General features: G+C 69.8%; 13 protein-coding genes. 10 read left to right on the plus strand and 3 right to left on the minus strand.

Translation table 11 applies throughout. The features are described from left to right. Positions 1-164: 164 nt before the first annotated feature. The 10 genes from AB0I81_RS35855 to AB0I81_RS35900 all read left to right on the plus strand — a co-directional run bounded on the left by AB0I81_RS35855 (position 165) and on the right by AB0I81_RS35900 (position 14,064). A complete protein-coding gene (locus tag AB0I81_RS35855; protein ID WP_360666129.1) occupies positions 165-1,823 on the plus strand; it encodes an ABC transporter substrate-binding protein in 1,659 nt (552 codons plus the stop codon). A 56-nt stretch (positions 1,824-1,879) separates the two neighbouring features. Continuing rightward, a complete protein-coding gene (locus tag AB0I81_RS35860) occupies positions 1,880-2,845 on the plus strand; it encodes an ABC transporter permease (protein WP_360666132.1) in 966 nt (321 codons plus the stop codon). Then, positions 2,842-3,708 (plus strand): ABC transporter permease, encoded by an 867-nt coding sequence (locus AB0I81_RS35865; protein WP_360666135.1) that lies wholly within the window; start codon positions 2,842-2,844, stop codon positions 3,706-3,708. Before AB0I81_RS35860 ends, AB0I81_RS35865 begins: the two co-directional genes overlap by 4 nt. Further along, positions 3,705-5,552, plus strand: a complete 1,848-nt coding sequence (locus AB0I81_RS35870) for an ABC transporter ATP-binding protein (RefSeq protein WP_360666138.1) — start codon at positions 3,705-3,707, stop codon at positions 5,550-5,552. Before AB0I81_RS35865 ends, AB0I81_RS35870 begins: the two co-directional genes overlap by 4 nt. A gap of 9 nt (positions 5,553-5,561) precedes the next feature. Continuing rightward, a complete protein-coding gene (locus AB0I81_RS35875) occupies positions 5,562-6,560 on the plus strand; it encodes a membrane dipeptidase (protein ID WP_360666140.1) in 999 nt (332 codons plus the stop codon). 158 nt (positions 6,561-6,718) lie between these two features. Continuing rightward, on the plus strand, positions 6,719-8,215 hold the full coding sequence (locus tag AB0I81_RS35880) for a peptidase S10 (protein ID WP_360666143.1): 1,497 nt from the start codon (positions 6,719-6,721) through the stop codon (positions 8,213-8,215). Then, positions 8,212-10,071: a prolyl oligopeptidase family serine peptidase gene (locus AB0I81_RS35885; protein WP_360666145.1), complete on the plus strand. Its 1,860-nt coding sequence runs from the start codon at positions 8,212-8,214 to the stop codon at positions 10,069-10,071. Before AB0I81_RS35880 ends, AB0I81_RS35885 begins: the two co-directional genes overlap by 4 nt. Beyond that, the gene (locus AB0I81_RS35890) at positions 10,068-11,069 is read left to right on the plus strand and encodes a membrane dipeptidase (RefSeq protein ID WP_360666148.1); all 1,002 of its coding nucleotides are present in this window, start codon (positions 10,068-10,070) and stop codon (positions 11,067-11,069) included. Before AB0I81_RS35885 ends, AB0I81_RS35890 begins: the two co-directional genes overlap by 4 nt. Beyond that, positions 11,066-12,643, plus strand: a complete 1,578-nt coding sequence (locus tag AB0I81_RS35895) for a GMC family oxidoreductase N-terminal domain-containing protein (protein WP_360666151.1) — start codon at positions 11,066-11,068, stop codon at positions 12,641-12,643. The genes AB0I81_RS35890 and AB0I81_RS35895 overlap by 4 nt, the downstream gene beginning before the upstream one ends. After that, on the plus strand, positions 12,640-14,064 hold the full coding sequence (locus AB0I81_RS35900; RefSeq protein ID WP_360666154.1) for an aldehyde dehydrogenase family protein: 1,425 nt from the start codon (positions 12,640-12,642) through the stop codon (positions 14,062-14,064). Before AB0I81_RS35895 ends, AB0I81_RS35900 begins: the two co-directional genes overlap by 4 nt. Before the next feature lie 193 nt (positions 14,065-14,257). On the opposite strand, the gene AB0I81_RS35905 is transcribed toward AB0I81_RS35900, so the two are convergent. Genes AB0I81_RS35905 through AB0I81_RS35915 form a run of 3 tightly spaced genes read right to left on the minus strand, consistent with a single transcriptional unit; the run spans position 14,258 to position 17,245 of the window. Beyond that, complete coding sequence (locus AB0I81_RS35905; protein ID WP_360666157.1) at positions 14,258-15,415, minus strand: serine hydrolase domain-containing protein; 1,158 nt, start codon at positions 15,413-15,415, stop codon at positions 14,258-14,260. Then, positions 15,408-16,088: a hypothetical protein gene (locus AB0I81_RS35910; RefSeq protein WP_360666160.1), complete on the minus strand. Its 681-nt coding sequence runs from the start codon at positions 16,086-16,088 to the stop codon at positions 15,408-15,410. The genes AB0I81_RS35905 and AB0I81_RS35910 overlap by 8 nt, the downstream gene beginning before the upstream one ends. A 14-nt stretch (positions 16,089-16,102) precedes the next feature. Further along, positions 16,103-17,245, minus strand: coding sequence for a serine hydrolase domain-containing protein (locus AB0I81_RS35915; protein ID WP_360666163.1), 1,143 nt, complete (start codon positions 17,243-17,245; stop codon positions 16,103-16,105). Between the last annotated feature and the right edge of the window lie 20 nt (positions 17,246-17,265).

A 17,265-nucleotide genomic window follows, 5' to 3' on the forward strand; every position in this document is an offset into this window, starting at 1 on the left:
CAGACAATGCTGTGCCCCACGTCATGACACAGCCCGCCGGACATGGCCCGAAGCGGAGGTCAGGTCGCTGCGACCGGCCTCGCCGTTCAACGGAGAAACCAGGCTCTTCGGAGTCTCGTGAGGGGCCGCGGATTCCCCTGCCACGACTACCGAATGGTGTTGAGATGTCCGAGACGAACAGTGTTCCGAGACGAGGGCGGTGGCACCTTGCCCTGACTCTCGCCGCTCTTGCCGCAGTGCTGCTCACGGCGTGTGCCGGCACCGGCCCGGCTGCCCGGAAGGACCCGGACGGCGGTCCGCGCCCGGCCGACACGGCTCGAAGCGCAGACCCGGGCAAACCGGTCTCGGACCAGCACATCCCGCGCCTCAGCCTGGGCATCGCGGGCCAGATCACCCTCGTGAACCCGGCGGAGAACATGGGCGCCGGCGGCCTCTATGCCAACCAGCTCGGCCTGGAGCCGCTGCTACGGATCGACGCGCAGGGCAAACTCCAGCCGTGGCTGGCCACGGAGTGGAAACGGGTCGGTGACAAGGTCTACGAGTACACCCTGCGTCAGGGCGTGAAGTTCTGGGACGGTACGGAGCTGACCTCGCAGGACGTGAAGTACTCCTGGGATCGTCTGCGTGCCACCGGCTCCAGGCGCTCGGCCTACTTCGCTCCGGTCGACACCGTCGAGGCCGCGGACACCTACACGGTCCGGGTGAGGCTGAAGCAGCCGGACGCGTCGTGGCAGTACACGCCGGCGATGTGGTATTCGGTCGTCTTCCAGAAGAAGTTCGCGGAACAGACCGGGACCAAGTTCGGCCAGCCGGGCACGTTGCTGGTGGCCACCGGTCCGTGGAAGTTCGACAGCCTCAACCCGGCCACCGGCATGGAGCTGTCGGCACACGCCGGCTACTGGGGCGGCAAGCCCCGGGTCGACCGGATCTCGGTCAAGTCCTTCGCCGATGACAACAGCATGGCGCTGGCGCTGCGGGCCGGTGAGATCGACCTCGCCCCCACGGTCGGCGGCCCGACCGGCTTCGACGCCGCCGCCGGTGGCGGCACGGTGACCACGGTCGGGACCTGCGCGACCTCCCTGCTCAGCCTGCCGCTCCAGCAGGCGCCCTGGAACGACGTCCATGTACGCCGGGCGGTCGCGCACGCGATCAAGCGCGAGGACATCGTCGCGGCGACCCAGGGGCGGGCCGGCGGTCCGGAGAGCACGCTCATGTCTCCGTTGCTGCTGCGCACACTGGGCTCGGAGAAGGAGGTCAAGGCCGCGCTGGAGGAGGTCGAGACGTATCCGTACGACCTGAAAGCGGCCAAGGCCGAGCTGGCCCGGTCGTCGGTCCCTGGCGGGTTCCGCTTCACGTTCAAGACGATCGCCGCCTCCGCGCCCATCGCCCAGGTGATCGCCGCTCAGCTCAAGCAGATCGGCATCGATCTCGAGATCAAGGTGCTCACGGAGACCGCGTGGTACGCCGAACTCGGCGGGCAGAACAAGCCGCTGACGTACTTCGAGACCGGCCCCTGCGTGCCGGATCCGAGTTGGGCCGCCCTGTTCCTGAGCACCGACAAGACCGGGGCGCCCGTCGGCCTGAACTTCGCCGGTTACACCAAGCCGGAGATGAAAAAGCTCCTGGCGGACGGCCTGCTGGAGCAGGACCCGCAAGAGCGCCTGGCGATCTACGCGAAGGTGCTGGAGCACCTGGGCGAGGACGTTCCCTACGTGCCGCTCTACGCCGAAGGCAACACCTACGCCTCGATCGATTACGACCTCGTCGAGTTCGGCAGCTTCTGGTCGAACATGCCGTGGGTGCTCAACGTCATCCCCAAGTGACCAAGTAAGGTGATCATGACCAACCTCGTACGGTGCGGCGCCGTGAGGACGCGCCCATGAGCGCCCGCGCGATCCTGCTGATGATCGGCAAGCGCCTGGTCGCGTTGGTGGTGCTGATCGCGATCCTGTCCTTCCTCGTCTTCTCCCTCGTCCACATCGCGCCCGGTACGGTGGTGGACGCCTACCTCGGCGGTAAACCGGCCACCCCGGAGCTGGTCCAGGCGCTGACGGAGCGGTACCACCTCGACGAACCGTTCCTCACCCAGTACTGGTTGTGGCTGCGGGACGCGCTGGTCTTCGACTTCGGCGAGTCCACGCTGACGACGCTGCCGGTGACGGACGAGATCGGTGCCCGCCTCGGGCCCTCGGCGTTCCTGGCGGTGTACGCCTATCTCCTGACGCTCATCCTCGGCGTGATTCCCGGCGTCGTCGCCGCGCTGCGCCAGCGCAAGACGCTGGACCGCGGGCTGGTGGCGGGGGCGGTCGTGGCGCTGAGTACGCCGCCGTTCGTCATGGGGATCCTGCTCCTGTACCTCTTCGCGGTCCTGGTGCCGGTCTTCCCGGCGGCGGGTCTCGGCGAGGGGTTCCTGGACCAGTTGTGGCACCTGACCCTGCCGGCGCTGGCACTCGCCCTGTGCGTCGCGGCGTTCCTCCTGCGTCACAGCCGAGCCTCGATGATCAAAGTGCTGGACCAGGACTACATCATGTTCGCCAGGGCCAGGGGACTCAGCCGGCGGCACGTCCTGGTCCGCTACGCGTTCAGGAACGCGCTGATACCCGTGGTGACGGTCTCAGGATCCCTGCTCGCGTTCTTCTTCGCCGGTGCCGTCTTCGTCGAGACGGCGTTCTCCCTGGGCGGCATCGGTGAACTGCTGGTGCAGGCGACCGAGACGAGCGACATGCCGATGATCCAGGCTCTGGCGATGCTCATCGCGGTGCTCATCGTGCTCGCCAACCTGCTCGCGGACCTCGCCTACGTGGCGATCGACCCGCGCATCCGGTTTGAAGGGCGGTCCGCATGACCGAGGCAGCCATCACGACGCCGCAGCGCCTCACCGGACGCCGCGTACGGCGCCGCCCTCCCGTCCTGATCGCCCTGTGCTTCGCCTTCATGGCGCTCGTCCTGCTCATGGCGATCGCCGGCCCGATGCTGGCGCCCCATGACCCGGCCCAGCAGGACGTGCTGGGCAGCCTGGCGCCCCCGGGCGCCGAACACTGGCTCGGCACCGACGGGCTGGGGCGGGACGTCTTCTCCCGGATGCTGGCCGGCGCCCAGTCCGCGATCCTGGGCCCGCTGGTCATCGCCCTCGCCTCGATGGTGTGCGGCAACCTGCTCGGGCTCCTCGCCGGGTACCGGGGCGGGATCATCGACTCGCTGGTGATGCGCTGGGTCGACCTGATGGTGGCGATCCCGTCGCTGCTCATCATCATCGTCGTGGCGGGCGCGCTGGGCGGTGGTTACTGGCTGGCGGTCGGGTTGCTGATCGTTCTCACGATCCCGACGGACGCCAGGGTCATGCGCGCCGCGACGCTCGAACAGACGCCTCGCCCGTACGTCGAGGCGGCCAAGACACTCGGAGTCACGGACGGCCGGATCATGGTGCGGCACATCTGGCCGAACATCGCCGCGGCCGCCGTCGCCAACTCGGTCATCATCTTCGCCGGATCCCTCGTCTCCCTCGCCGGCCTGTCCTTCCTCGGCCTGGGCGCCGAGCCGGGGACCCCCGACTGGGGCCAGATGTTGTCGGAGAACCAGCCCCTGCTGTTCACGAACCCGGTGGCGATCATCGCGCCGGGCATCGCCATCGCCCTCACCGCCACGTCCGTGAACCTGGTCGGCGACTGGATCTACGAGAAGATGTCGAGCCGAGGAGCAGGCCGTTGAGCCCCCACACCGAGCGAGTGCCCGCCTCCGGCCCCCCGGTCCTCGACATCGAGGACATGCGGATCGAGCGGGCCGGCACGGGCGACCCGATCGTCACCGCGCTGGACCTGCGGCTGGCCGCGGGCGAGAGCGTCGGAATCGTCGGCGAGTCCGGCAGCGGCAAGTCGATGAGCGCGAAGGCCCTCATCGGGCTCCTCCCCGAAGGGGTCGTCGCGAAGGGAAGCGCCAGGTTCGACGGCGAGAACCTGCTCGACCTGTCCGAACGGCAATGGCGGACGATCCGCGGCCGCCAGATCGGCATGATCATGCAGGACCCGTTCACCATGCTGAACCCGGTGATGCGGTGCGGGCGCATCCTGGAGGAGTCCCTGCTCGCGCAGCGGCGCCTGAGCCGCGCAGAACGGCGGGCCGAGGCGATCCGGCGTCTCGCCGAGGTCGGCATCACCGACGAGACGGTCGTCGACCGGTATCCGTTCCAGCTCTCCGGCGGCATGCGGCAGCGGGTCGCGATCGCCGCGGCGCTGGCGAGGGACCCACAGGTGCTGATCGCGGACGAACCCTCGACGGCGCTGGACGTGGTCACCCAGCGCGAGGTACTGGCCCTGATCAAGAGGATCCAGGAGGCGCGCGGGATGGCGCTGATCCTCATCACCCACGACCTGCGCGTCGCCTTCGCCACCTGCGACCGTATCCAGGTCCTGTACGCCGGCTCGCTGGTCGAGGCGGGCCGGGCGGACGATGTACGTGAGCGGCCCCTGCACCCGTACTCGCAGGGACTGTTGTTGTCCGAGCCTCCGGCCGACCGCCGGGTGCGGCAGCTCGTCGCGATCCCTGGCTCGGTCCCCTCGGCCGCCGAGGTGCGGGACCGCTGCTCCTTCGAGTCCCGTTGCCGCTGGGCCCGGCAGGTGTGCAGGGACGGGGAGCCACCGCTGGCCGTGGTCGGCGACGATCGGCGATCGCGCTGCGTCCGGCTGCCGGAGATCGAGGCCGAGATGGCCGCGCTGCTCAGCAAGGCCGAGGAGCGCGAGGACGGGCCCGCCGGCAGCCGCTCCGACGACGCGCTGATCGACGTGGTGAACATCCAGAAGGTCTTTCGGAGCGGCGGCCGTACCGTCCGGGCCGTCGACGACGTGTCGATCTCCGTCCGGGCGGGCGAGAGCGTCGGGATCGTGGGGGAGTCCGGGTCGGGCAAGACCACGCTCGCTCGCATGCTGGTCGGCCTGGAGTCGCCGACCGGCGGCGAGATCGTGATCGACGGCATCCCGGTCCGCAGGTGGCGTGACCTGACGACGAACGAGCGCCGCAGGCTCCGGCGGACGGTGCAGACCGTGTTCCAGGACCCCTATTCGAGCCTCAACCCCATGCGTTCCGTCGGCTGGGCGCTGAAAGAGGCGATCGTGACGCACGATCGCGGTGCCACGGGCGTCGAACGCCGGGTCGGCGAGCTCCTGGAGTCCGTCGGCCTCTCGCCCGGCTACGCCCGGCGCCGCCCGGCCTCGCTGTCCGGCGGCGAGCGGCAACGGGTGGCGATCGCGCGGGCGCTGGCGGTGGAACCACGGGTGCTCATCTGCGACGAGCCCGTGTCGGCGCTGGACATGTCGGTTCAGGCGCAGATCCTCAACCTGCTGCGGCAGATCAGGGCGGAACGCGGCATCAGTTGCCTGTTCATCACCCACGACCTGTCCATCGTCCGCCAGGCGTCGGAATACCTGTACGTCATGCACCTGGGCAAGGTCGTCGAATCCGGCCCGACCGAGTCGGTGCTCGACCATCCGCGGGACGACTACACCGCCCAGTTGCTCAGTTCCGTCCCGCGTCCCGAGGAGCAGTGGCTCACCACCTGAGAGGACACCATGATCAACAGTTACGTCGGTGGCGTCGTCTACGATGTCATGGCCCAGCACGCCGTCCCGGGCAACAAGGCGCAGGTGCTCAGGAGTACCTACCTGCCGCGGTGGCGGGCAGGAGGGCTGGACGCCGCCGTCGTCCAGGTCTCGAACTGGCCGTCCATCAACGCGTACTTCACGGAGTTCGACCGGTCCGAGGGCGAGATCACCTACTGCGCGACCCGGGCGGACTTCGACAACCGTCCTGCGGGATCGTTCGGGATCTTCCTGTCGCTGGAGGGCCATGGCGCCTTCGCGGGCGACCTCGAGGCTCTGCATACGCTGTCCGGGCTCGGGATCACGACCTTCACGTTCTCGCACAACCTGCAGAACCTGCTCTGCACCGGGAGCAACGAGCGGTTCGGCGAGGGCGGCTTCAGCCACCTCGGGAAGCAGACGCTCGGGGAACTCGAATCGTTGCCGATGATGATCGACCTGGTCCACATGTCGCGGGCCTCGTTCTGGGACGCGCTCGGCCTCTACGACGGTGACCTGTTCGTCTCGCACTCCAACGCCGACGCCCTGTGCCCGCACCCGCGGAACCTGACCGACGACCAGATCAAGGCCGTCGCCGAGCGCAACGGGGTCATCGGGCTCAACACCTTCCGCGGTTACGTCTCGCCCGAGCCGATGAAGGCGACGCTGTCGGATCTGCTCGACCACGCGATGTACATGTACGACCTGGTCGGCCCCGAGCACCTGTGCATCGGCGCCGACTACTGCGAGTCGCCCGTGGAGATGCTCGTGCCCGTGCTGGACATGATCGATCCGGACGGGGCCCATGGCATCAAGGGCCGGGGCCGCGAGCTCTACACGTACGGGCCCGAGGGGCTCGAGGACGCCGGCGACCTGGGCGCGATCCCGGCCGGGCTCGCCGGGCGGGGCCTGTCGCGGGACGAGATCGATCTCATCTGCGGCGAGTCCTACTTGCGGATGCTCGAGCGATCCCGCCCGTCCAAGCCCTAGGATATTGCACCAATGGGCTAGGCAATAAACGACCTAATGTATTGACGCTTTATCGGCCCAGCTCTTACGATCCACATAGCAGTCGCTCCCGTCAGCCGACGTGTTGGCGCAGGTAGGAGGGCGGCGCGCGCCCCATCGTCGATGCTCAGGGAGCCCCCATGCCCGACACCGCCACCAACGAGACGACCGCGTCAGAAGCCAACGGGGCGGCCGACGCCAAGCCGGTGGAGGATCAGCAGTTCACGACCAGGCACGCCGTGACCATCGGCACCGAGCGGATCGAGTACACCGCCAAGGTCGGCAGGATCGTCCTGCACGACGACGAGGAGCAGCCCGCCCCCAAGGTGGCCGTCTTCTACACCGCCTACCTGCGCGACGACGTGCCGTCGAAGCGGGACCGGCCGCTGGTCTTCCTGTGGAACGGCGGTCCGGGGTCCTCGACGATCTGGCTGCACATGTACAGCTACGGACCCCGGCGCGTGGTGTTCGACGGCGATCCGCTGTTCGACACCTCCCGATGGGAGCTGGGGGAGAACGAGCACTCGCTCATGGACGTGGCGGACCTGGTGTTCGTCGACGCGCCGAGCACCGGGTTCAGCCGGATGGTGCCGGGTGAGGACCCCGCGCAACTCCACGGTGTCGAGGCCGACGCCGCCGCGATAGGCGACTTCGTGACCGAGTTCGTCGCGCGCGAGAACCGCGGGAACAGCCCGATCGTGCTGTTCGGCGAGAGCTACGGCACGCTCCGCGCACCCGTCGTGGCCGACTACCTGCAGCGCGTGCCGGGCCTCTACGTCGACGGCGTCATCCTGCTGTCGTCCCTCATGGACGTGGCGGGAACGACCTTCGGCGTCGGCGTGAACTACGGCGCGGTCGGCCAGTTGCCCAGCTACGCCGCGACCGCCCTCTACCACGGGGTCATCTCCGGTGACCTGCCGGCGGTCGTCGCCGAGGCCGAGGACTTCGCCCTGAACGACTACTCCGTGGCCCTGCTGAAGGGGAACCGGCTCACCGGTGCCGAGCGCGAGCGCATCGCCCGGCGGCTCTCCGAGCTGACCGGCATCTCGGCGGAGTTCATCCTGCGGGCGAACCTGCGGGTGAACCTGTGGCGTTACGTCAAGGAGTTGCTGCGCGACCGGCACCGCACGGTCGGACGCCTCGACACCCGCTGGACCGGGATCGACTCCGACACCGCCGGTGAGGCGGCCGAGGACGACGCCAGCTACTCCGCGCCCACGGATCCCGCGACGCGGGCCCTGAACCAGTACCTTCGCGCCGATCTCGGCTGGGAGGCCGACCGTCCCCTCCTCTACCGGCACATCCGGCCCAGGGAGACGTGGAAGCACCGGGAGAGCGAGCAGACGGGCATCTGGACGCCCCAGCTCGAGGTCGCCACCGTCCTGCGCGCGGCCATGAACAGGTCACCCCACCTGAAGGTGCTCCTGCTCAGCGGCTACTACGACCTCGGCACCCCGTACTTCCCCGCCGAGCTGACCTTCGATCACCTGTACCTGGAGCCCGAACGGGCGCGCAACGTCACCAGGACCCGCTACGAGTCCGGGCACATGATCTACCTGCACGAGCCGTCCCTGGCCCGGACCCGCGCCGACCTGGTCGCCTTCCTGACCTCGCTGCGCGGGGTCGACGCGGCGTGACGGCCGAAGCGGAGACCGGCGCGCTGCCCGCGTCAGCGGTGTTCGCCGGGACACGGACGTTCAACTGGCTCCGGCGTGACGGCGACGCCCTGCTGTGGACCGAGGGCAGGCCGTCAGAGGCGCGGACGGTCCTGGTCCGCTGGGAGCCGGGTGGCGAACCGGTGGACCTGACCCCGCCGGGGCGCTCGTGCAGCAACATCGTCGGCTACGGCGGCATCCCGTACGGTGTCGCGCCGGACGGCGAGATCCTCGCGTGCGACAGCGTGGACCAGCGCATCCACAGCCTGCGGCGGGGGATCGCGGTGACGCCGCCCGCACCGGGAAAAACGGTCCGGTGGAGCGACTTCGTGATCGCGGGTGAGCACGTCTACGCCGTGCGCGAGCGGCACCACGACGACGGCCGGATCGCCAACGAGCTGGTCAGGGTCGGCCGCGAGGCCCCGCACGAGCAGGTCGTCCTCGATGGTGGCCACGACTTCGCCGGCGCGCCACGGGTCTCTCCCGACGGGTCCAGGCTGGCCTGGATCACCTGGGACCACCCGCGAATGCCGTGGGACGGGACGGAGCTCTGGGTGGCCGACCTCACCGCCCAGGGCATCGGCACGGCCACCCGCGTCGCCGGCTCCGCGGCCGAGTCCGTCGTCGAGCCGGTCTGGACCCCCGATGGTGACCTGGTGTTCCTCAGCGACCGCAGCGGCTGGTGGAACCCGTACCGGCTCGGTGACACAGAACCGCTGGTGGCCATGGAGGCCGACATGAGCGCCCCCCTGTGGTCACTCGGCCTGCGCAACCTCGACGTCTTCGACGACGGGCGGCTGCTGGTGAAGTGGACGATCGGCGGTGCCGAGCATCTCGGCGTACGCCATCCCGGCGGCCGCGTGGCGGAGGTCTCGACGCCCTACACGCAGTTCGTCTCGCCGACCGTCGTCGGGGACCGGATCGCCGTCGTGGCCGCGGGCCACCGGCACGCCCCTGCCGTGCTCCTGCTGGATCCCACGGCCGGTGGCAGGGGCGAGGTGATACGGGACAACGGCGTCGAAGTGCCCGGCACGATCGCGGTGCCGGAGGCGATCACGTACCCGACGACGGACGGCGCGGTGGCGCACGCGTTCTGGTACGCGCCGACCGTGCCCACCGACGTCCCGCCCCCGCTCATCGTCAACTGCCACGGCGGCCCGACCGGCCATGTCGTGCCGGTGCTCGACCCGCGGCAGCAGTACTGGACCAGCCGCGGGTACGGCTACCTGGAGCTCAACTTCCGCGGCAGCAGCGGCTACGGACGCGCCTACCGCGACGCGCTCAAGGGCACCTGGGGCGTGGTCGACGTCGACGACGCGGTCGCCGGTGCCCAGTACCTCGTGGCGAAGGGGCTGGCCGACGGATCGAAGCTGGTCATCCGCGGTCTCAGCGGCGGCGGATGGCTGACCCTGTGCGCGCTCGCCTTCCGCGACGTGTTCGCCGCGGGCGGCAGCATGAACGGGGTCGCCGATGCGTACGCGATGGCGAGGGACACCCACAAGTTCGAGTCCCGCTACCTGGACTCGCTGATCGGCCCCTTGCCGGAGACACGTGAGCGCTACGACGAGCGGTCGCCGGTCACGGCGGCCGGCCGGATCACCGCGCCGCTGATCCTGCTCCAGGGAGAGGCCGACGACGTCGTGCCCGCCGACCAGGCCGAGGCGATCGCGGCGGTCCTGCGCGAGCGCGGTGTCGAACACGAGCACCACGTCTACGCCGGCGAGGGACATCTGTTCGCCAAGGCGGAGAACCTCGTCCACGCCATCGAGGCCGAGCGGGACTTCTACGCCCGTGTCCTGGCCGCGCGGACCTCGCCGACAGCAGGAGGAGCGAAATGATCAACATCTATGTGGGTCCCACGATCGCGCACGTGATGCTGGGCCACGGGACCGACCGCCACGCCCAGATCCTGCGCGAGCACTACCTGGAGTCGTGGCGGGCCGGCGGCCTGACCGGGGCGATCATGCAGATCTCCGAGTGGAGCACGATCGGCACGTTGCTGTCCGAGGTGCGCCGCTCGGAGGGCGAGATCGTGTTCGTCCGCAACCGGGCGGAGTTCGAGAACCGGCCGCCGGGCTCGTTCGGCCTCTTCCTGTCGGTGGAGGGGTACGGACCGCTCGCCGGGGACTTCGAGGCGCTGTACACGCTGTCCGAGCTGGGTGTCACCGCGTTCACGTTCTCGCACAACACGCAGAACCTGCTCTGCACCGGCTGCAACGAGCGGTTCGGCGAGGGCGGCTTCAGCCACCTCGGCAAGCAGATCCTCAAGGAGCTGGAGTCGTTGCCGCTCATGGTGGACCTGGTCCACATGTCGCGGGCGTCGTTCTGGGACGCGCTCGACATCTACGACGGCGACATCTTCGTCTCCCACGCCAACAGCGACACCGTCTCTCCACACCGCCGCAACCTGACCGACGAGCAGATCAAGGCCGTCGCCGAGCGCAACGGCGTCATCGGCATCACCACCTACCGGGGTTACGTGGCGCAGGACCCGTACCAGGCGACGCTGTCGGACATGCTGGATCACGCCATGCACATCTACGGCCTGGTCGGCGCCGGGCACCTGGCGATCGGGGCGGACTACTCCGGCTCCCCGATGGAGATGCTCGCCGATGGGCTCAGGCAGGCCGATCCGGAGAATTCCTACGGCCTGAAGGAAGCCGGTCCGGATGTCTACGCGGTGGGACCGGCGGGCATGGAGGACGCGAGCCGGCTCGGCAACCTGGTCGCCGGGCTCGCCGAGCGGGGCCTCACCCAGAACGAGATCGACCTCGTCACCGGCGGCTCCTACCTCGCGATGCTGGAGCGGGCCCGGCCCGGGGAGGGTTCGCGGTGACGTCCGTCCGGGACGGGTCCGGGTACGACGTCATCGTCGTCGGCGCCGGCTCAGCGGGAGCGGCACTCGCCTCCCGGCTGACCGAGGACGACGGCCGCCGGGTGCTGCTTCTCGAGGCCGGCCCCGACTACCGCTCCGCCGACACCCCACCGGAGGTGCGCAGCATCGAGCCGATGATGATGCAGCCGACGGCGAGCCTCGCGGCGACCCACATGTTCCCCGGGTTGCGGGCGTCGAGGTCGGCGGCACAGCCCCCGTTGCCGTACCCGCGGGGCCGGGGCGTCGGCGGAAGCTCCGCGATCAACGGGCTCTTCGCGATCCGGGCCACCGTCGAGGACTTCGACGGCTGGGCCGCCCAGGGCTGCGACGGCTGGGGCTTCGACGCCGTCCTGCCCCTGCTGAACCGGCTCGAGGACGACCTGGACTTCGCCGGCGCGCCGTACCACGGCGGGGACGGCCCGATCCCGATCGTCCGTCCCAGGCAGGACGACTTCGTCGCCGTCGACGCCACCGTGGACCAGGTGGCCCGGCGGCTCGGTCATCCATGGGCGCCCGACCACAACGCGCCCGGCTCGACCGGGGTGTCGCCCTACGCCTACGCCGGGCGGGACCGGGCCCGGGTCTCGACCAACGACGCCTACCTCGAACCGGCCCGCGACCGTCCCGGGCTGCGCGTCCTGGGTGACGCGCTGGCCGACCGGATTCTGTTCGCCGGTGGCCGCGCGGCCGGCGTCCGCGCCATCGTCGGCGGCGAGCCCGCCGAGTTCCGGGCCGCCGAGGTCATCGTGTCGGCCGGCGCCGTCCACTCACCGGCGATCCTGCTGCGGTCCGGCGTCGGCCCGGCCGCGGAGCTGCGCCGGCTGGGCGTGGCCGCGGTCGCGGACCTGCCCGTCGGGCACGGCCTGCAGGACCATCCTTCGGTGGTGCTGTCGCTCGCCCTGCGCGAGGAACTCGACTACCGGGGTGCACCCCGGCGGGGCCAGATCTGTGTGCGGTTCACCACCGGGGTCGGCGACGAGGTCAACGACGCCATGATCGCGGTGACCGGCGCGCTGGGCATCGGCGTCCCGGCGGCCGGGGTGGTGGGGTGGGTCAACCGGGTCACCTCGACCGGCCGGGTGCGACTGGCGTCCACCGACCCGGCGACCGATCCGGTGGTCGACTTCGACCTCCTGTCCCGCTCCGACGACCTGCGCCGGTACCGCGCCGTGGCCGACGAGCTGCGGACGTTCGCCGCGCAACCGGAGTTCCGCAAGCTCACCGCCGCGATGACCCTCGGCGGTGCCGGCCCGGTCACCGCGGATCCCGCCGAGACCATGACCGACGACGAGTTCGCCCGGTTCGCCCTCGCCGTCGTCTCCGACACGGTGCACGCCGCCGGATCCTGCCGGATGGGTGACCCGCGCGATCCCGAGGCGGTCGTGGACCCGGCCGGCCGGGTGCTCGGGCTCGACGGGCTCCGGGTCGCCGACGCGAGCATCCTCCCGTGGGTGACCCGGGCCAACACCAACCTGACCGCGATCCTCGTCGGTGAGAAGGTCGCGGCATCGATGCGCGAGGAGAACGGCCCGTGACCGATCACGACTGCACGATCCGGGAACTGGCGGGAGCCACGGCGGCGGTCCCGGCCGTGAGCCTGAAGCCGATGCTTACGGACCCCGACACAGGGGAGGTCCTGCACCCGCAGCGCGCCAGCGCACCCGAGAGCGTGGAGCGGGCGATCGCGACGGCGTGGGCGGCCCATGCCGACGGCCTCTGGTCAGGTCTGGCCCGCCACGAGCGGGCGTCCGCGCTGCGGAACCTGCGGCAGGAACTGGCGTCGCGCGGCGACGAGCTGGGACGCGCCGACAGCCTGGACAGCGGCGTACCCCAGGCGACGACGACCGCCTTCGTCAAGGCCGTGACCGTGGTGCTGGAACGCGGCGCGACCCAGATCGAGGAGGGCTTCGAGCACGCCGAGCAGCGCTCGTCCGCCGGGGCGTGCGACCAGTGGCGACTGCCCTGGGGCCCGGCCGCCGTGTTCGTGCCCTGGAACGCCCCGGCCTCCCTCGCGATCGTGAAGACCGCCTACGCCCTGGTCGCCGGCTGCCCCGTGATCGTCAAGCCGTCGGAGTGGTCACCGCACTCTTCGGGCGGGTTCGCCGAGGCGGTGCGGGCCGCGCTGCCGGCCGGCGTCGTACAGGTCGTCCACGGCGACCGCGCCGTCGGCGAGGCGCTCGTCGGCGACGACCGGATCGCGGCCGTCTCGTACACCGGTGGTGTCAGGGGTGGTAAAGCCGTGGCCGAGACGTGCGGGCGGCTCCTCAAGCCGGTCGACCTCGAACTGTCCGGCAACAATCCGGTCGTCGTGCTGGCCGATGCCGATCCTGAGGCGGTCGCCGAACAGGTCGTCACGGCCGCGCTCACGCTGAACGGGCAGTACTGCGTCGCACCGCGACGGATCATCGTCCCGCGAGAGCGGGCCGACGCCCACCTGGCGGCGCTCGGGGCCGCCCTCGACGCCGTCAGGATCGGCGTCACCACCGACCCGGAGACACAGCTGGGGCCGCTGTCGCACGAGCCGCATCGGCGCCGGATCGACGAGCAACTCGCCGAGTTCTCCGCACGTGGCTGCGACGTACGCCGGTACGGGAAACCCCCGGAGTCGTCCGGCCACTTCGCGGCTCCCGCCGTGGTCCTCGCCGACGACGCGCCGGACCTTCGAGAGGAGATCTTCGGGCCGGTGCTCCTGGTGCGGACCTACCGGGATCTCGACTCGGCGGTCGCCATGGCCAACGATCATCCGTACGGGCTGGCCGGGTACGTGTTCGGCGCGGACCGGGACGTAGCGCGCGCGGTGGGCCGGCGGTTGCGGGCCGGCCTGGTGCGGCTGAACTCGGCGTACGGACCCCCGGACGTCGAGCCCGTGGCCGGCATGTGGGGGATCAGCGGTCTCGGTGAGATCGGTACGTGGCAAGGGCCGGCGTTCTTCAGCGGATCCCGCTTCGTCGGTTGATCCCGGGGTGTCGGTCATCGACGCGGTGGGCGATGGAGCCGGCCCTCCCCGCTCGCCGGGTAGCCCCGGTGGACAAGCGACGACAACACCCGCAATGGTCGCAGCCGCTGCCCTGATCGCGCTGCGAAATTCCGGCTCACAGTGCGAAACCGTGTTTTCGAGCGGGACAGGATGAGCAGGTGATGTCGAGTGGCTATCGGGAGCTGGGCGAGCACATCTCGGCTTCCATTTCCTTGATGAGGATGCTGATCGGGTTGTCCCAGTCGCCGTTGATGTTGGAGACGACCATGTGCTTGCCGTCTCGGGTGCCCATCGCGTATGTCCAGGACCCGTGGATCCGGCCGCCGTTGCCCCAGATCGTCACTCCGCAGGACAACTTCTGGGAGAAGACGCCGAGCCCGTAAGCGGTGTTGTCGATCCACTGCACGCCCTTGGTGGAGATGGTGGTGAACATCTCCTTTTGCTGCGTGTGCGGCAGCAGCCGGCCACTGAGTACTGCCCGATAGAAGGTGTGCAGGTCGCTCATGGTCGAGACGATGCTGCCGGCTGCCCCGGCCCAGGAGGGGTTCATGGCGGTGAGGTCGTAGGGGGTGGTGGTGTCCTCGCCGACCGGGAACTTGACGTAGTGCTGTGCGTGCGGCCGGCGCAGCTTCGTGCCTTCGCCCGGCAGGTACGTCTTCCTCAGGCCGAGCGGGCGGATGATGCGCCGGGTGATCTCTTCGGCGTAGGAGTTGCCAGTGACCTTCTCGATGATCATCCCGGCGAGCGTGTAGTTGGTGTTGGAGTAGCCCCAGCCCTTGCCCGGCGCGAAGGAGGGCGGGTTGGCCATGGCCACCTTTACGAGCTGCTCGGGGCGGTTGCTGTTGAAACGGCCCTTGAGGAAGGCGGTGCTCCACTGCTTGGTCGCCAGGGCCTCATCGGAGGTGTAGGGGAAGATGCCGCTGGTCTGGTTGAGCAGTTGCCGGATGGTGATCTTGCTGCCGTCATGACCGTTGCCCTTCACCACGCCGGGCAGCCACTTGTCCACGGTATCGTCCAGGCTGAGCCGACCCTCGGCCGCCAGCTTCAACACCACGACCGCGACGAACGTCTTGGTGGTGCTGCCGGCCCGGAAGTATTCCTGCTGCCGGCGCTTGCGGCCAGTCTCGGTGTCGGCCACGCCTGCCGTACCGAACCAGGACCTGTGGCCGTCACGGACGTCAGCGATGATGCCGGGCATACCGTCTGCCACGGCTTGGTCGAGTACCTGCTGGAGTTCGGCGTGGTCGTCGGCCACAGCCGATGACGCGTTTGCGGTCACGGCGACTGTGGCGGCGAGCAGACAGGCGGCCGTGCGGAGGATCTTAGTCATGGGTCGATCGCCCTTCCTTCAAATGGGTGTTGGTGCGGGGAAATGCTGTGGGCTGGCGGCCGCTGGTGACACGGTGGAGCTGGATGTCGCCGCGGGCGAGGTGGGCGTGGAACTCGACGGCGCCTTGCTCGGCGGTCACACTCAGGCCGTCCGCGGCCCGGTCCACCGTGACGTTCCCGGCGCCATTGCCGATCACTGTGGTGCCGATACTCTCGCCGACCTTGATCTGGCCGCGGGCGGTGGTGAGGGTGGCCGGGCCGCCGGCGGTGGCCACGGTGATGTCGCCGTCGTCGGTGGTCAGGCGCAGCTCGCCGGTGCGGTCGAGGTGGAGGTGACCCTGGGAGAGGTGAGCGCGTACCGTGCCCAGGCGGCCCTGGCCGTTGACGAATCCATCGCGGAGACCTATATCGAGCGCCGAGCCGCTGGGCAGCTCGACCGTCACCGTGATGCGGCCGGGCAGTGATCGGATGCTCGAGCGGTCCTGGACCGACAGGTGGCCGCCCACGTAGCTGACGCGAGCGCGTCCGGCGGCTTCGACGTCGGCCGCGTCGGCTGGATCGGCCGGCCGTACCTCGACGGTGGTGTCGGTGCGCCGGGTCGCGCTGATCCAGATGTCGGCCGCGGTTGATGAGACGACAGCGGCGATCGGCTCGGGGGTGTCAAAGGTGTGCATCGAAGTTCCTCCTCTCAACCGATGGAGATGCCGAACTCCGCTTCGATGATCTTGAACATGGGGTCCCAGGACTTCCACTCGGTGTTGGTGTGGACGGCGACGGTGTGCCGCCCATCGGGAGTGCCGACCGCGAAGAAATAGGAGCCCCAGAAGCTGCCGCCGATCCCGCGAAGCGCCCGGCCGCCAGTGGCCTGCTTGTCGAACTCGAACACGCCCAGGCCATAGCGGGCGTGCGGCATCCAGTGGCCGCCCTCGGTGGAGACGGTGGACCACATTTGCCGGTGCTGTGCGGGCGGCAGCAGACTGCCGGTGGTCATCGCGTTGAAGAAGCGGATCATGTCCGCCGTGGAAGTGACGACGTTGCCGGCCGCGTAGCCCAGGGAGGAGTTGAGCTCGGTGACGTCCAGGGGCGGCAGGCCGGGCTCCTCCATCAGCGATTGCCAGTTCTCCGGGGTGAGCGTGGCGGGGTCGGCGCCGTCCTTGAGGAACTGGTGGGAGTAGCCTCGCGGGTGCGGAGTGGGGTAACCGGTGTCCGTGGTGGGGCGCACGCGGGTGTGGGTCAGGCCGAGCGGCCGGGTGACTCTGCGGTCGACCTCGTCGGCGTAGCTGTTGCCGGTGATCTTCTCGATGATCGCGCCGGCGATGTAGAAGCCGCCGTTGGCGTATTCGAAGCGTTCGCCGGGCGCGCCGACCGGGGGCTGGGACACCGCCACCCGCAGCAGTTCTTCGGTGCTGAAGGTGTCGAAGCGATGCTTGGCGAACCCGGAGCGGGTGGCGTAGCGGTGGCTGACCTCCGGTGCCAGGCCGGTGGGGAACAGGCCGCTGGTGTTGCTGAGCAGGTGCCTGATGGTGATCTTGTCGCCGTTGTAGCCGTTCACATTCAGCACACCGGGCAGGTGGGCGTTGACCGTGTCGTCGAGGTTGAGGCCGCCCTCGGCTTCCAGAGCCAGGAGGGTCGCGGCGGTGAAGGCCTTGCCGCTGCTGCCGGCGTGGAAGTACTCGCCCGGCCGGCGCGGGGAGCCGGTCTGAAGGTCGGCCACGCCGGAGGTGCCGAACCAGGTGCGGTCGCCGTCCTTGACCTCGGCGACGATGCCGGGAATGCCGACCTCGGCCACGGTCCAGTCGAGCACCTGCTGCACGCTCTCATGCATTGTCATCGCACTGCCTTCCGGGTGGT

The organism is Nonomuraea sp. NPDC050404 (assembly GCF_040655495.1).
Lineage (GTDB): Bacteria > Actinomycetota > Actinomycetes > Streptosporangiales > Streptosporangiaceae > Nonomuraea.

Excerpts from the sequence above, each read along its gene's own strand:
- AB0I81_RS35855 (WP_360666129.1), top strand. The coding sequence starts at position 165 with ATGTCCGAGACGAACAGTGTTCCGAGACGAGGGCGGTGGCACCTTGCC.
- AB0I81_RS35860 (WP_360666132.1), top strand. The coding sequence starts at position 1,880 with ATGAGCGCCCGCGCGATCCTGCTGATGATCGGCAAGCGCCTGGTCGCG.
- AB0I81_RS35865 (WP_360666135.1), top strand. The coding sequence starts at position 2,842 with ATGACCGAGGCAGCCATCACGACGCCGCAGCGCCTCACCGGACGCCGC.
- AB0I81_RS35875 (WP_360666140.1), top strand. The coding sequence starts at position 5,562 with ATGATCAACAGTTACGTCGGTGGCGTCGTCTACGATGTCATGGCCCAG.
- AB0I81_RS35880 (WP_360666143.1), top strand. The coding sequence starts at position 6,719 with ATGCCCGACACCGCCACCAACGAGACGACCGCGTCAGAAGCCAACGGG.
- AB0I81_RS35890 (WP_360666148.1), top strand. The coding sequence starts at position 10,068 with ATGATCAACATCTATGTGGGTCCCACGATCGCGCACGTGATGCTGGGC.
- AB0I81_RS35905 (WP_360666157.1), bottom strand. The coding sequence starts at position 15,415 with ATGACTAAGATCCTCCGCACGGCCGCCTGTCTGCTCGCCGCCACAGTC.
- AB0I81_RS35910 (WP_360666160.1), bottom strand. The coding sequence starts at position 16,088 with ATGCACACCTTTGACACCCCCGAGCCGATCGCCGCTGTCGTCTCATCA.
- AB0I81_RS35915 (WP_360666163.1), bottom strand. The coding sequence starts at position 17,245 with ATGACAATGCATGAGAGCGTGCAGCAGGTGCTCGACTGGACCGTGGCC.